Raw genomic sequence first — 14,045 nt, forward strand, 5'->3', positions numbered from 1 at the left:
CCAGAGTCAGAAATCGATTTCCGAAGAATAGGCAAGGCGGCGACATAGTGTCAACGTCTGCATCCTGTTCAAAAACAAGCGTGAACGGCAGATCTGATCAAATCGGTGACACCGGGACTCTTGACCGTTCCAGGTCACAATCGTAGATTGCGAGAAATCGATTGCCCAGTCTGGCCACTGTCGCCGGCGTATCCGGGTGACGCGTCGGCGGGTGCGAATACGACGTACACCTGACCTTCCCGCCGGTGGAGACCGATGGCGTTCGGGTGTTGACCCAGACGGTGCCGGTCACGCCGGGAGCGCAGTACACGTTCGGATCGTGGATCAACGCGTCGGCGAATCTGCCGGCCGGTGGCGGGCGGTTCGGAGTACGGATCGGCACGAAGGTCCTGGGGGAGAAGTCCTTCGGAGCTTCGAACGGGTATGTGCACCACGAGGTGCCCGTCACGATCCCGGCGGGAGTGCATGAGGTGACGGTCTACGCCGGCTTCACGGCTCCCGGCGTCGACACGTTCATCCAGGTGGACGACTTCACCGTGGGCTGATCGGAGTCAGTCCCGACTGTGAGACCACCGCCACCTTCGCTGGAACCTGGCCATATGCATCAGGGGTCAGCGGGTGCGCCCGGCAGGCGGTGGGCCAGGCCACCTTGAACGGCCGATGCGTGGGAGGCTGCGATCGTGTGTGCGACGACGAGTGCGGATCGAGCCGGTTCTATCTCCATGGCGCCGGAGGTGACGTGGCGGAGTACATCCTCGGCGAGTGTGGGTAGCCAGTCGTCGTGGGCATGGCGGCTCTCCGGCGTCTCGGCCAATTGCCAGGTTCGCCGTCCGGTAGGGCCCTCCTCGATGAGGACGTCGCCGTTCAGGACGACCGAGCCGTGCGTTCCGGTGAGGCTGTACGTGCTCCTGCGGTGCGGCGCACGCCACGAGAGCAGAATGTGCGTTTTGATCTGGCCGCTCATGTCAAGTACCAGCTCGACGCGATCCTCCACCTCCCGGGTGCTGAATTCCATTGTGCAGCTGACCAGGTGGACTCGCATCCTGGTCAGCCATTCAGCGAGGTAAATACAGTGTGGGCCGTGGTCGATAAGGACACCTCCTCCGGAGACGGCGGGATCGCGACGCCACGACGGGTTCCAGTCCGCAGATCCGCTGGCCGATTCGGTGCGTTCGATTCTCATGTCGAGGCGCTGCAGCGGTCCGATTCGTTCGGGAGCGCCGCGCTCGCGGAGGCGCTGTAGCAGCGGCGCGTGTAAGTAGTTGTGGCCCGGGTAGATGATCCTGCGGCGTTGCCGGGCAAGTGCGACCAGCCTCACGCCGTTGCCGGGGTCGAGGAAGGCCGGCTTCTCGCAGAACACATGAGCGCCGCGCACGAGCGCCTGCTCGATGTATGCCTCGTGGCTAGTCGGCGGCGTGCAGATCAGCGCCAGGTCGATGCCGGCGATGCCGTCGAGTGCGGCGGCGATGGCAGCGTGTGGGAAGCGGGCACGTGCGGCGTCGCGCCGTGATGGCGTGGGGTCGACGATGGCCACGATCCGGGTCTGCGGCATTGCGTCGTAGCACCGGGCATGGGCTTCGCCTGCCCGCCCGTATCCGATGACGCCAACGTTGATCATTTCGGGGTCTGGTGGCGCTGTAGCACCGACACGAAGGTGTCGACGGCCGCGGTGAGTTCGGTTTCGTCAGCAGTGAGCGGTGGGTAGAGCCGCAGGGTGTGCCCGCCGGTCATGACCAGCACTCCGGCGGCCACGAGTTGCTGGAACACCTGGCGCAACTGCTCCTTGCCGGTGACGTTCAAGCTGACCCCGATGGCCATGCCGACGCCGTGGACGCTGCTGACCAGTGCCAGGTCGGCGAGGTCCTGGCGGAGGCGGGTGAGCATCCGAGCCCCTACCTCGTGTGCCCTCTCTGCCAGTTGCTGCCGGTGCACAGTCTCGGCCACGACGGCGACGGCGCGGCACGCGAGCGGAAAGCCTCCGTAGCTGGAGGAACTGGCACTGGGCGCGCCGAACGGGCCTCGCCGCATGAGCTTCGTCGGGGCACAGATGGCGGAGACGGGGTAGCCGTTGCCCAGCCCTTTGCCGAGCACGACGATGTCGGGGCGTACATCCGGCTCGACGCTGGCGAAGACAGCGCCGGTGCGGCCCATGCCGGTCATGGACTCGTCGGCGATGAGCAGGGCGCCGTGTTCGTCGGCGAGGCGGCGCAGGGCAATGAGGTAGCCCGCAGGTGGCACCACGTTGCCCGCGCGGCCTTGGACGGGCTCGACCAGGATCGCCGCGAGGGATCCGATGGACTGCTCACGCAGGATGTCGCGGGCGAGGTCGACGCAGGCGAACCCGCAGGACGGCGAGGTCAGGCGCAAGGGGCAACGTGAGCAGTCCGCGTACGGGGCGCTGATGCTGCCGGGCGCGGTTGGTCCGAGGCCCGTGCGTGCCCCGCTGGTGTGCGCCAGGCTGCCCAGGGTGCGGCCGTGGAACGCCTGCCAGAAGGAAAGGATCTCGAAGCGGCCCGTAGCGGACTTCGCCAGCCGGATGGCCGATTCGACGGCCTCGCTGCCACTGCTGTAGAGCTGTACGCGGTCAAGGTGGGCCGGTAGTAGTTGCCGGAGCAGGCGGGTCATTTCCAACCGTGCGTCGGAGGCATGTGCTCCGATCATCCAACTGCCCATCTGCCGGGTCATGGCCTCGACATATGCCGGATGCGAGTGGCCGAGGAGGTTGACGCCGGCGGCGCCCATAAGGTCGGCGATCCTGCGCCCGCTGGTGTCTGTGAGGTGCATTCCCGCTGCTTCGATGACGGCGAGGCCTGCCCACCGAACCGCCTCGGAGATGCCCGGCCCGAGGACGGTCAGCTCCTCATCCCAATGCGACTGGCCACTCACGATTTCTTCTTCCCGGCGCTGGTCGACGCCACCCGGAATCCACCCGCTGGATGGCGATCGGTGGCGAGCATGCGATTGCGGGTGAAGGAGTTCGCGCATTCGGTGGCGTAGTAGAAGGCTCCGCCCCGGATGACATATCGGCCTCCCGGTCGGGTGCTGGCCGCCTCGCGTCCGTCGTCGGGTTGATAGGGATAGCCGAATGTCGGCTGATGTCCGCTGTGCCCCCAGAGACTGCGGGTCCATTCCCAGACGTTGCCGATCAGATCCTGACAGCCTGGCTCGTTATCGCTTTGAGGGGAAAACTGGCCGGAGGCAACGACGGCCCCGATGCCCGTGGCGCGGATGTTGGCTCGACGTGGATCAGCGATGTCTCCCCAGGGATGACGCTGGCCATAGCCGTTGCTTGCTGCCGCTTCCCACTCGGCTTCGCTCGGCAGGGTGATGCGCTGGCCAGGAGCGAGCGCTCCGGTGTGGTGCCAGTGGCGAGTCAGCCATGCACAGTAGCGCGAGGCGTCGAGCCAGGACACCATGACCACGGGAAGGTCGTCCAGCCACAGCGAGTTGTCGGCCTGCCAGTGGTCGGGGCAGGGGCCGCCCTCGGCTGCGAGAAAGGCAAGGTATTGGCGGTTGGTCACCACAGTGCGGGCCAGCCGATACGGCTGCAACCGAACACTGTGCCGGGGGCGGCAGTCGTCCTGGCCGTCCGGTGCGTCGACGCCCAGGACCACATCGCCGCCGCCGTGCGGCAGTAACTCGGGCACCGCCGGTTCCTTCAGCGCCGCCTCGTGGATGTCGCATGGGACGACGCCGCCAGTCAGCAACTGCCGCAGTGAGGGTTGCCGGTCCTGCCGTGACATCGTGTCGGCGTAGCCACGGACGGCCTCGGCGCGGTCTCTGGTCGCCAGCCGCAGGAGGCTGTCGCGCGCGAACGGGGTGGACGGGGCCAGTGCGGCGAGTTCGGTGACCGCATCGAGGCGAGAGCCGGGATCCGGGGACGAGAGATCCTCCCGGACGTAATCGGGCAACTGCTCGCCGATGAACCTGGACCTGACTACAGCCGGGCTCGCGCAGACGGTGAGGTGCGGCCTCCCGCCTGCGGCGACGATGCGTTGCTGGGCGACGTCCAACAGTTGTGGCACCGACTGCTCGGTTCCCGAGGCTGCGAGGCCGCCGAGGACCGCCGCAAGGGCGTCGTGGCAGGTGCTCTCGGGCCACGCATCCGCGGCGGACCGCGATGCGAGCACGAACGCGCCGGTAAACGCGGGGGCGACGGTGCCCGCGGTGTCCCGAGGTGAGACAAGGTCTGCGCACACGATGACCGGTTTTCCCTCTCCTAGGCGAAGGGCCGCCGACAGTTCATCGATCCGGAGCATGCTGGTGGGGCGTCCCGACACGGAGCCTGGCAGCGCCAACGCGGTGATCAGGCCGTCGCGGCGGGCGAACTCGACGACGTGGCCCGCCAGGCAGACCAGCAGCACAGCCCTCCCGTCGAGAGCCTTCCTGGCATCGTCGACGGCGCGGCGGGCGGCGGCGGGACTACCGAGGCGCCTGTCGCCAATTACGATGATCTTGCTGTCGAAGCGCTGGCCGAGCTGCCAGAGCAGCTCGGCCTGTACGTCGCCGTGTGCCGCCCAGCCGATCGCGGGCAGATTCCGGTAGGTGGTCGGCGCGATGAATATCGCGCCGATACTCACAGGTGGTCGTGTAGCCATGTCACCGTCTCGCGGTACACGACCTCTCGTTCCTGCGGTTCTTCGAGACAGTGATCGCCGTCGGGTACCCCGACCAACTTGTGTGGTCCTGAGAGCAGGTTGGCCGCGCGTACGCTTTGCCCGAACGGCACCTCAATGTCGGCTTCCCCGTGGACGAAGAGCACCGGAGTGGACAGGCCGCGCAGCGGGACGCTGACGTCCTGCACCTCCCGCAGTTCGTCGAGGAACGCCAGACCTATCTGCTCCCCGTCGAGATCCACCTGACCGTCGCGCCGTGCCGCGCTCACGTTTTCCTCACTCAGATAGGACTCGAACGCCCCGTCGAGCAGCCAGATCGCCGGCCACAGCAGTACGACAGCCCGGTACGCCGGGTCGAAGCCAGCCAAGCCGACCGCAGCACCGAAACTCTCCCCGATCAGCCCCCAGACACTCGGCTGGTACCCGTCATCGACGAAACGGCGCACCGCTCGCAGGTCCTCGACCTGCCGGACAATGGTCATGTCCCGGTAGCTGCCGGTACTCTCGCCGCAGCCGCGGAAGTCGAAGCGCACGGACGCGATCCCGGCAGAGCAGAGATGTGCGGCAAGGTCGACGTAGAGGTCAGCCGGCCCGTCCTTCTGCCCGCCCGGGCCACCGTGCAGCATCATGACCATGCGTTGTGGCGACCCGGTGGGCGGGGTCGCGACGACGACCGCGAGCTCGTCGTCGCCGACACCAACTCTGTGACATTGCTCCTGGATCATCGACAACCTGCTCCTCACTCTCTCGGGGTCATGATCAGTCGCCGCCGACCGTCTGACTAGTGAACCTGACTCTCGGACGCCGGTACGCGGCCAGCCACAACCACGGCATGAGCAGTGCTCGAGTCGCATAGCGCGAAGTGGCCTCCGCTTCGGACTGCTCACCAGACAGTGACAGCTGTCGTGCGTCCGCGGCAGCCTTACGCGCGTGCCCGCGCGCCTTAAGCACGTGCCCCCGGAACAGGCTCAGCCGAGCATCGGTGAGATCGATGCGGACCAGTTGGCGTACGTCGCGGTACTCCTCAGCGATCTGCCGCGCCTGGCCAAGTAGAAGGCCTGAATCCGTGAACGCCCGCCGCATCAGGGTCACCTCCGCCAGGTCCCTGATCGCGTACGCTTTGCCCCGCTCCCAGGGCAGCTGCTCGCAGGCGTCCAGAAACCGGCGCACGGTCTGCTCGCACGAATCCAGCTCGCCCAGATGCCAGTGGGCGGCCCCAACTAGAGACTGTACGTCGATCATATTGTTCGGGTCGCCGGCTGCCCGCGCCATCTCCTCGGCATCCTCCTGAGGGTTCTTGACCACCGCGAGGGCTTCGGCCGTCTGACCGGCCCGGAACAGCGCGAAGCCGACGCATCGCAGCTGTCGCGCGATCTCCCGTGCCGATCCGGACTCGCGGGCGATGCCGAGCCCCAGTTGAGCCGTGCGAGCCGCTTCCGCGACCTCACCGCGCACCGCGTGCGTCGACGAGATCACCGACAAGGCCAGCGAACGCTGCTCGTCGCGCCCCAACGCCGTTGCCGCCTCGTACGTCGTCCAGCCAAGCTCGATACGATCGTCGAACAGTCCTAATGTGAAGAAGATGTCGAGCGTGACCTCGAAAAGCTTCACGCACTGCTCGTACGCCCCATGCCGGTGAAGATCGTGGATGAGTAGGCGAATGGCCTCGATGTGTGTACCGGCGCCGGCCGCGTCCTCCCAGTCCTGGCTGAACCGGGTTATGAAGTGCTCCGCCAGCCGTCCCGCGAAGGTCGCGGTGTCGTCAGCCGCGGTGTGGTTGAGCACGAACAGGCGCAACGCGGCAGAGCAGGTGTACACCGTCACGCCATGCTGCTGGCGCGACGCGAGCAGCCCATCGGACCACAACCGCTCGACGAGGGCCTCCACCTCGGCTGCCCGGACCGCGAGCCCCGCTCGCAACTGTTCCACGTCAGCGTTGCCACCCAGATAGGCGCACACACGCAGCAGGCTGCGCCCAGTCTCGTTCACGTCCTGCCACACAGCACTGAATAACGCATCAGCCAGCTGCGCCGACCCGCCCTCAAGCTGACCAATCCTGTCCGAAAGGTTCCGGCTATCTCGTGAACAGGCCAGCACGAACAGCTCGATCGCCCGAGGATTGCCGCCCAGCAGCCGATGGATACGCTCGAACGTTGCCGCGTCGGCGCCGATGATCTCCGGCACGCTGCGACGCCGGGCCTCCCGAAGAAGCAGCTCCTGCATGTACTGCAACTGCAGCTCCTGAAGCAGCACTCGCGGCGCCGGCAGCCGCCCGGGTGTGTTGGCGCTGACGATCGCCAGCGAGCCGCTCGGCAGGGTCTTGAGGAAGTCGATGAGATGCTGCGCATCGGTGGCGGTCAACCGCAAGTTGTCGATCACCAGGACAGTCGGATGATCGGCCAAGTGGGCACGCAGCGCCTCGGCCTTGTGCTCTGCTGGAGCTGCTGACAGCGTCGGACTTCCGGTGGCGAGCCCGAGCGTACGTGCGAGGTCCGCGAGACTGAGCACACTGTTGTGCGCGTCGAACCAGACCAGAGAAGTGAACCCGCGTCCAGGCTTCCTCGTCGATCGGCGCTCGGCAAGCCGATGCGCGACCTCTGTGGCCAGAACGCTCTTGCCGACGCCAATGCTGCCCTCGATGGAAACCAGATACTCGCCGCGGTCGAGGTAGCGCAGAGCCTGAGCCACCTCGTCGCTCCGGTCGACGAGCTGAGTACGAGATGGCAGCAGCACCCGCGGCTTGCCTTTCCGGCTCCTGTCAGACCGGCGGAGGCGCGCGATCAAGGGCGGCAACCCCATAACCGCGGCGACCACCGCCAGTAGCCCGGAGATCAGGCCAAGCCATTCGCTCGCCCCGGAAGTGAAGCCACCCATAGCACAGACCTCACTCACGCACCATCATCACGGTCAGTCATTTGCCGGCAACAGAGCGACGAACGCTCCCGTCAGTCTCACTCAGGTCCACGAAGGACGCAACGTGGAATCGACGTTCTTGAGTGAGCCTCCGGAAACTTGGTTCATCAGTCTCGGCGACGTCGGATAGAACCCGCATGTGGACGCGGCCGATGCCGACACGGATGGATGCGCTCCATCGAATCGGGGCCGATCCAAGCGGTAGTTGGTTTCCGAAGATTGCCCTGGGTGCTTAAGCCAGCGACTCTTCGATCACCGTTGCGGACCACCACCGATCGCCACCACCTGACAATCGCCGACATCGGCACAACCAAGGAAACACGGAACACCCCGCCAGGCAGGCCGGGCGATCACCCGCGCCCACCAACCCCCAACAGAGCCCCCAAAGAGACCGACCGCTCAGCCCCTGCTTTTCACCAACCAGTCGGTGGATCGAGGTTAAGGCGCAACCGTCGGCCAAGGCGCGAACCGTCGGCCAAGACGCAACCGGCGGCTACGGCCAGGGGTTGAGGTCTGGGAGGTCGCCTGCGATCGGCCGCACGGGTGTGCGGCCGGCGAACCAGGCGGTGAGGTCGGAGAGGGTGCCGGTCAGGACGTGGTCCGGGCCGGTGCCGTTCTCCCAGCGGGTGTCGCCGGCATCGAGGACCAGCCGGAGGCCGTCCGGAGTACGCGGCCGAAGGAAGTCGAGCAGGTGCAGGCAGAACTCCTCGGACCAGCCGTCCGTGGTCGGCTCCAGCGCGAGATCGACGGTGTGGATCTCGAACTCTCGCCAGCCGGTGTAGACGGTCGCAGCCAGATCGCTGTTGCGGTGAATGACGGGTTGCGTCCAGTCGTCGACCTTGCTCCAGGCGGCGAGCAGACCTTCGCTCGCCGTGCGCACGTGCTGCTTCAACTCGTCAGCCGGGCGGCCGGAGCCCGCCTCGATCGCGGAGTCCCTGGCCGGGCGGCCGCCGTCGTACATCTCGACCCCACGGCCGGCGCGTGCCTCGTCGACCTGCCGCGTCATCGCCTCGCTGAAGTTCGCGATATGCGTCAGCACGTGCCCGCGCGACCATCCCGGCAAGCCGGACGGCGCCCGCGCCGCTTCGTCATCAAGGCCGGCCAGTACTGCGTTCAGCCGGTCGATCGTCGCTTCGACATCAGGTTTCAAGGTCACGAGTCGAACCCTAGGTGTCGATTCACATGGCAGCAACTGACTTTCCCATTAGAGTTGGCGGTATGAGCATGCTGGCCCTCGACCTTGCCGCGACCATCCGGCATGACGGGCACGGTGGCGTCGCGGACGGGCTGGCGACTCTGGACGAGACCCGTGAGTGGGTCCAGGCGAAGGGGCCGTTGGTCGCGGAGGTGCTCGGCCGGCCGTTCGATCCGGCGATGCTGCCGGTTGACGACGACGTACGGGAACACCTGGTCGGCGTACGGCGTGCGGTGCGGTCGCTGTTTGCGCGGGCGGTCAGCCCGGCGCCACCGAGCAAGGCGGATGCGGACAACCTGCTAGAGCCTGCCGAAGCCCTTCGCCTGCTGAACGAGGCTGCCGACGAGCTGGGCACCACTCACCTCGAGTGGCCAGCGGAAGGTGAGCCGGCGATGCGTTGGTCCGGGCGGTCCTCCGAGCCGCGGGCCCTCCTGCTGGGAGCCGTCGGCCGCTCTGGGATCGACTTCCTCGCCGGACCCGAGCGCCTGCGCCTCCGCGCCTGCCCAGCTGCCCGCTGCGTCAAGTACTTCCTCCAGGACGACCCCCGCCAAACCTGGTGCTCCCCGTCCTGCGGCAACCGCGAACGCGTCAACCGCCACTACCAGCGCAAACACGCCGGGTGACGGCAGCCCTTCGGTGAGTGACGCGGGATGTCGGTCTGGACCACTAGCCTTGAGGTATGAGTTTGGCGCGGTTCAAGGATCTGTGTGTCGATGTCGGGTCGCCCAGTGTGATGACGTCCTTCTGGGGGAACGTGCTCGGCCTGACCGCGCCTGCGGACAACCCGGAGGTGCTGGTCGGCGACCGGCCGGAGAAGACGATCTGGATCAACCGGGTGCCGGAGCCGCGGACGGTGAAGCAGCGGGTGCACTTCGACGTGCACACCCACTCGATCGAGGAGCTGGAGCGGCTCGGTGCGAGCGTGCAGAGCCCGATCACCGAGCAGCAGTACTGGGCTGTGATGACGGATCCCGAGGGCGGCGAGTTCTGCGGATTCGTGCGCGAGAAGGTCCCGGAGTACAGGTTGGTGGAGTTGTCGGTGGACTCGGCCGAGCCGGAGTCGCAGGCGCGCTGGTGGGCCGGGCTCGTCGGTGGCGACGTCGGGCACGAGCCGGACAAGCCGTGGTACTGGTTGGAGAACGTGCCGGGGCTGCCGTTCCCGTACTGGACGTTCGCGCCGGTGCCGGAGCCGAAGACGGTGAAGAACCGGATCCACTGGGACGTCACGGCCGACGACCTGCAGCCGCTGCTCGCCGCGGGTGCGACACTGCTGCGGCCCAAGGACGACACGATCGGCTGGCACGTCTGCGCCGATCCCGAGGGCAACGAGTTCTGTGTCTTCCTACCCCCGGTTGCTGAGGAATCTGATGGCGAAGCTTGATCTGCACCTGTCCGGCCCCGACCTGTGTACTGCGCTGGTCGACGTCTCCTCGGTCAGCGGTACCGAGCAGGAGCTGGCCGACGCCGTCGAGGATGCGCTGTCGGCGTACCCGCATCTGACCGTGTCGCGGCACGGCAACACCGTCGTCGCCCGGACGGAGCTGGGGCGCGCGGAGCGGATCGTCATCGCGGGCCATCTGGACACCGTGCCGCTGAACGACAACCTGCCGGCTCGCCGGGCGGACGGGCTGATCCACGGGCTCGGCGCCTGCGACATGAAGGGCGGCGTCGCGGTCGGGCTGCGGCTGGCCGCGACCCTGACCGAGCCGAACCGCGACATCACCTACGTCTTCTACGACTGCGAAGAGGTCGAGGCCGAACGGAACGGGTTGTTCAAGCTGACCCAGACCGATCCCGAGCTGCTGCAGGGTGTGTTCGCCGTGGTGATGGAGCCGTCGAATGCGGTCGTCGAGGCGGGCTGCCAGGGCACGATGCGGGTGGAGGTGACCACCCGGGGCGAGCGGGCGCACTCGGCGCGGTCGTGGATGGGCAAAAACGCGATCCACGAGGCCGGCGAGATCCTCGACCGGCTGGCGACGTACGAGCCGCGGCGGGTACCGATCGACGGGCTGGAGTACCGCGAAGGGCTGAACGCGGTCGCGATCAGCGGCGGGGTCGCTGGCAACGTCGTACCGGATTTGTGCACGGTGTCGGTGAACTACCGGTTCGCGCCGAGCCGGTCGGAGGCCGAGGCGGAGGCGCATGTCCGCGAGGTGTTCTCGGGGTACGACGTGGTGGTGACCGACTCTGCTCCTGGTGGATTGCCGGGGTTGGAGCGGCCTGCGGCGGCTGCGTTCCTGCAGGTGGTCGGGGGAGAGCCGCAGCCGAAGTTCGGCTGGACCGATGTCGCGCGGTTCACGCTGCTCGGGGTGCCGGCGGTGAACTACGGGCCCGGGGATCCGCTGCTAGCCCACAAGCAGGAGGAGTTCGTGCCCGAGGCGGAGATCGAGCAGTGTGAACAGCGGTTGAGGAGTTGGTTGACGGCGTAGGGCCGACCCGGGTTTCGGCAGGCCAGTGCTGGCCCGCCGCACTAACCTGGGGGGTATGGCAGACCCATCGATCCACCCCGACCGTCCGCAGGGCTCGCAGCAGCGGGGGCCTGTCGTGATGCGGCGCAACCAGGTGCAGCAATCGACCTCCGAGCAACGGCTGCTGGACAGCCGCGGGCCGTCGGACTGGGTGCACACCGATCCGTGGCGGGTACTGCGGATCCAGTCGGAGTTCATCGAAGGGTTCGGCATGCTCGCCGAGCTCGGGCCCGCGATCAGCGTCTTCGGCTCGGCCCGGACCAGGCCCGACGACCCGATGTACGCCGCGGCGGAGGAGACCGGCCGCAAGTTGGTCGCCGCCGGTTATGCGGTGATCACCGGTGGTGGACCGGGCGTGATGGAGGCGGCGAACAAAGGTGCCTCCGAGGCGGGTGGTGTGTCGGTCGGGCTCGGGATCGAGCTGCCCTTCGAGAACGGCCTGAACGAGTGGGTCGACATCGGGATGAACTTCCGCTACTTCTTCACCCGCAAGACGATGTTCGTCAAGTACGCGCAGGGGTTCGTGGTGATGCCGGGCGGATTCGGCACCCTGGACGAGCTGTTCGAGGCGCTCACGCTGGCGCAGACGCGCAAGGTCACGTCGTTCCCGGTGGTGCTGTTCGGTACGTCGTACTGGAGCGGGCTGGCCGACTGGCTGCGCGACACGATGCTTGCCGACGGCAAGATCTCGCCGGCGGACCTGGACATGTTCACCATCACCGATGACGTGGACGAGGCGATCAGCTACATCGTGAAGGCCGGCGAGATGGCCGACGCGGCGGCCGAGGAAGCTGCTGCCGCGGCGGCGCGGGATGTGGCGCAGACCGACAGCCCGGAGGCGCGAGAGCGGCGGGAGGCGGATCGGCTCGGGTCGGACGGCAGCTGAAACTCGCTCTTGACAAGGGGCGACCTGCCCGTGGTTGTGCGGTGTTGTCCGTCGGCCCCTGACCGGGGTGGCGGGGCGGGGACGGAGAATACATGGCACGATCGGTCACGTGATGTGGTTCTTCGGGCTGATTGTCGTGCTCCTGATCGGAGCTGTTGCCGTCGTTGCGTCGGGACGGTGGGGTGCCATGGCGCCCGCGTACGACGACCGGCCGGACCTGACCGTACCGGCGCGGCAAGCGCTCACCGCCGACGAGCTGGAGCGGGCCCGCTTCGGCGTCGGCCTGCGCGGCTACCGGATGGACGAGGTGGACACCCTGCTCGAACGGGTGGCGCGCGAGGTCGCCGAGCGGGACCGCCGGATCGCCGACCTGGAACGAGCCGTCAGCCCCATCATCCACGGCCCGGAAGGCGCGGGCTTCACCTCCCGCTCCGAGTACACCACCGCAGACTTCGACGACACCGGCTACACCAAGCCCATCCTCGTAGGCGGCGACTTCCCCCCGGGCCAGGCAGAGCTGGCGGCACCTACCGCACCCGAAGCCCCCGCCCAGCCTGAAGCGCAGGTGGGTTCCCAGCCTGAGGCTGACCTGCAGGGCGAGCAGGTTGCTCAGCCAGAGGTAGTGACTCCGTCTGAGGAATCTGACGCGGCGGACGGCGTACAGGGGGAGGGGTGGTTTGAGGAGGAGGCGGCGCCCTCTCCGCTCCATGACCAGCCGCAGCCTCCGGTGCCGCTCCCGCCGCTCCTGCAGGAACTCGTCCACACCCACGAAGAGGACGAACCCGAGCCAACCCCGTGGTTCCAGGCCAAGGAGCCCCCGCCGGACCACACCGCCGCAGACCCCACACCCGGTACCCCGGACGCTCCCGGCAGCCCGGAGGACGAGGGCGACCCCGGTGACGCGGATGACGGGCAGCCGCGGGGGCGGCACAGTGCTGCACCTGATGTGAGCGCAGTACAGCGACCCAACTGATGTCCTGCCACGCGGAAGCGGCCGTCGACCTCCCGCTCGACCCGCAAGCCGCCTGGGACACCGTGATGGACTGGAACGCCCAATCCGCCTGGATGCTTTTCACCCGCGTCTGGGCAACGGACAACAACGGCCAGGGCATCGGCGGCGGCGTCGCGGCCCGCACAAGTGTCGGTCCTCTGGGTTTCACTGATGACATGGTCATCACGCACTGGGATCCTCCGCGCGAATGCACGGTCAAACACCTCGGCACGGTCGTCCGCGGTACCGGCACCTTCGTCGTCCACCCGGCCCCAGCCGGCAGCACCTTCGTCTGGTCCGAAGACGTCATCCCACCGCTGGGACGACTAGGCCGTACTGCGTGGCCAGTGGTGCGCCCCGCGTTCGAGCTGATGATGCGCATCTCGCTGAAGCGCCTCGCCGCGGTGGTCGCGAGATGACCGTGACCGGCCCGGACGGGCAGCCCCGCTGCACCTGGGCGACTTCCGCACCGGAGTACATCCGGTACCACGACGACGAGTGGGGCCGGGAGATCCGCGACGACGTCGGCCTGTACGAGCGGATGACGCTGGAAGGGTTCCAGTCGGGCCTGTCCTGGATCACGATCCTGCGCAAGCGGGAGAACTTCCGGAAGGCGTTCGCCAACTTCGACCCCGAGCGCGTCGCGGCGTATGGGCAGGATGATTTCGACCGACTGATGGCCGACGCCGGCATCGTCCGCAACCGGCTGAAGGTCAACGCGACGATCACCAACGCCCAGGCTCTGCTGGCGCTGGAGCCCGGCGAGCTGACCGACCTGCTGTGGTCGTTCCAGCCGCAGGAGCGGCCGGCCCCGCAGACCAGCTCCGACGTCCCCGCCACCACGCCGGAGTCCGTCGCGATGTCCAAAGCCCTGAAAAAGAAGGGGTTTGTCTTCATCGGCCCCACCACTAGCTACGCTCTCATGCAGGCCACCGGCATCGTGAACGATCACCTCGCCGACTGCATAGCCCGCTGA

At 67.4% G+C, this 14,045-nt stretch carries 14 protein-coding genes; 8 read left to right on the top strand and 6 right to left on the bottom strand.

Going from position 1 to position 14,045, the window contains the following annotated elements:
* Nucleotides 1–245: 245 nt before the first annotated feature.
* The gene (locus A3ES_RS0104745; RefSeq protein WP_020385636.1) at nucleotides 246–545 is read left to right on the top strand and encodes a hypothetical protein; all 300 of its coding nucleotides are present in this window, start codon (nucleotides 246–248) and stop codon (nucleotides 543–545) included.
* Between the two features lie 59 nt (nucleotides 546–604).
* On the opposite strand, the gene A3ES_RS0104750 is transcribed toward A3ES_RS0104745, so the two are convergent.
* From A3ES_RS0104750 to A3ES_RS0104775, 6 genes are all read right to left on the bottom strand, one after another.
* Nucleotides 605–1,618 (bottom strand): Gfo/Idh/MocA family protein, encoded by a 1,014-nt coding sequence (locus A3ES_RS0104750; RefSeq protein ID WP_020385637.1) that lies wholly within the window; start codon nucleotides 1,616–1,618, stop codon nucleotides 605–607.
* A complete protein-coding gene (locus A3ES_RS46265) occupies nucleotides 1,615–2,886 on the bottom strand; it encodes an aspartate aminotransferase family protein (protein WP_020385638.1) in 1,272 nt (423 codons plus the stop codon). The genes A3ES_RS0104750 and A3ES_RS46265 overlap by 4 nt, the downstream gene beginning before the upstream one ends.
* Nucleotides 2,883–4,580, bottom strand: a complete 1,698-nt coding sequence (locus tag A3ES_RS55930; protein WP_020385639.1) for a formylglycine-generating enzyme family protein — start codon at nucleotides 4,578–4,580, stop codon at nucleotides 2,883–2,885. Before A3ES_RS55930 ends, A3ES_RS46265 begins: the two co-directional genes overlap by 4 nt.
* A complete protein-coding gene (locus tag A3ES_RS0104765; protein ID WP_020385640.1) occupies nucleotides 4,577–5,341 on the bottom strand; it encodes an alpha/beta hydrolase family protein in 765 nt (254 codons plus the stop codon). The genes A3ES_RS55930 and A3ES_RS0104765 overlap by 4 nt, the downstream gene beginning before the upstream one ends.
* A gap of 34 nt (nucleotides 5,342–5,375) precedes the next feature.
* Nucleotides 5,376–7,490, bottom strand: coding sequence for an ATP-binding protein (locus A3ES_RS0104770; RefSeq protein WP_020385641.1), 2,115 nt, complete (start codon nucleotides 7,488–7,490; stop codon nucleotides 5,376–5,378).
* A 532-nt stretch (nucleotides 7,491–8,022) separates the two neighbouring features.
* Entirely contained in the window at nucleotides 8,023–8,685 is a 663-nt protein-coding gene (locus A3ES_RS0104775; RefSeq protein ID WP_020385642.1) for a maleylpyruvate isomerase family mycothiol-dependent enzyme, read from the bottom strand.
* A 62-nt stretch (nucleotides 8,686–8,747) separates the two neighbouring features.
* Between A3ES_RS0104775 and A3ES_RS0104780 the strand changes: the two genes are divergently transcribed.
* The 7 genes from A3ES_RS0104780 (at nucleotide 8,748) to A3ES_RS0104810 (ending at nucleotide 14,045) form a co-directional block, all read left to right on the top strand.
* Nucleotides 8,748–9,347, top strand: a complete 600-nt coding sequence (locus A3ES_RS0104780; RefSeq protein ID WP_020385643.1) for a CGNR zinc finger domain-containing protein — start codon at nucleotides 8,748–8,750, stop codon at nucleotides 9,345–9,347.
* Between the two features lie 56 nt (nucleotides 9,348–9,403).
* Nucleotides 9,404–10,105: a VOC family protein gene (locus A3ES_RS0104785; RefSeq protein WP_020385644.1), complete on the top strand. Its 702-nt coding sequence runs from the start codon at nucleotides 9,404–9,406 to the stop codon at nucleotides 10,103–10,105.
* Nucleotides 10,092–11,153: a succinyl-diaminopimelate desuccinylase gene (dapE, locus tag A3ES_RS0104790; RefSeq protein WP_020385645.1), complete on the top strand. Its 1,062-nt coding sequence runs from the start codon at nucleotides 10,092–10,094 to the stop codon at nucleotides 11,151–11,153. Before A3ES_RS0104785 ends, dapE begins: the two co-directional genes overlap by 14 nt.
* A 55-nt stretch (nucleotides 11,154–11,208) precedes the next feature.
* Complete coding sequence (locus A3ES_RS0104795) at nucleotides 11,209–12,078, top strand: LOG family protein (protein WP_026162553.1); 870 nt, start codon at nucleotides 11,209–11,211, stop codon at nucleotides 12,076–12,078.
* A gap of 112 nt (nucleotides 12,079–12,190) precedes the next feature.
* A complete protein-coding gene (locus tag A3ES_RS55405; RefSeq protein WP_020385647.1) occupies nucleotides 12,191–13,051 on the top strand; it encodes a DivIVA domain-containing protein in 861 nt (286 codons plus the stop codon).
* On the top strand, nucleotides 13,051–13,488 hold the full coding sequence (locus A3ES_RS0104805; protein ID WP_020385648.1) for an SRPBCC family protein: 438 nt from the start codon (nucleotides 13,051–13,053) through the stop codon (nucleotides 13,486–13,488). The genes A3ES_RS55405 and A3ES_RS0104805 overlap by 1 nt, the downstream gene beginning before the upstream one ends.
* Complete coding sequence (locus tag A3ES_RS0104810) at nucleotides 13,485–14,045, top strand: DNA-3-methyladenine glycosylase I (RefSeq protein WP_020385649.1); 561 nt, start codon at nucleotides 13,485–13,487, stop codon at nucleotides 14,043–14,045. Before A3ES_RS0104805 ends, A3ES_RS0104810 begins: the two co-directional genes overlap by 4 nt.

The sequence above is a fragment of the Kribbella catacumbae DSM 19601 genome (assembly GCF_000372465.1).
Lineage (GTDB): Bacteria > Actinomycetota > Actinomycetes > Propionibacteriales > Kribbellaceae > Kribbella > Kribbella catacumbae.

What these genes read in the sequence shown, in the direction of transcription:
- A3ES_RS0104780 (WP_020385643.1), top strand. Translation starts at nt 8,748, where the DNA reads ATGAGCATGCTGGCCCTCGACCTTGCCGCGACCATCCGGCATGACGGG.
- A3ES_RS0104785 (WP_020385644.1), top strand. Translation starts at nt 9,404, where the DNA reads ATGAGTTTGGCGCGGTTCAAGGATCTGTGTGTCGATGTCGGGTCGCCC.
- A3ES_RS0104750 (WP_020385637.1), bottom strand. Translation starts at nt 1,618, where the DNA reads ATGATCAACGTTGGCGTCATCGGATACGGGCGGGCAGGCGAAGCCCAT.
- A3ES_RS0104765 (WP_020385640.1), bottom strand. Translation starts at nt 5,341, where the DNA reads ATGATCCAGGAGCAATGTCACAGAGTTGGTGTCGGCGACGACGAGCTC.
- dapE (WP_020385645.1), top strand. Translation starts at nt 10,092, where the DNA reads ATGGCGAAGCTTGATCTGCACCTGTCCGGCCCCGACCTGTGTACTGCG.
- A3ES_RS0104795 (WP_026162553.1), top strand. Translation starts at nt 11,209, where the DNA reads ATGGCAGACCCATCGATCCACCCCGACCGTCCGCAGGGCTCGCAGCAG.
- A3ES_RS0104810 (WP_020385649.1), top strand. Translation starts at nt 13,485, where the DNA reads ATGACCGTGACCGGCCCGGACGGGCAGCCCCGCTGCACCTGGGCGACT.
- A3ES_RS0104770 (WP_020385641.1), bottom strand. Translation starts at nt 7,490, where the DNA reads ATGGGTGGCTTCACTTCCGGGGCGAGCGAATGGCTTGGCCTGATCTCC.
- A3ES_RS0104805 (WP_020385648.1), top strand. Translation starts at nt 13,051, where the DNA reads ATGTCCTGCCACGCGGAAGCGGCCGTCGACCTCCCGCTCGACCCGCAA.
- A3ES_RS55405 (WP_020385647.1), top strand. Translation starts at nt 12,191, where the DNA reads ATGTGGTTCTTCGGGCTGATTGTCGTGCTCCTGATCGGAGCTGTTGCC.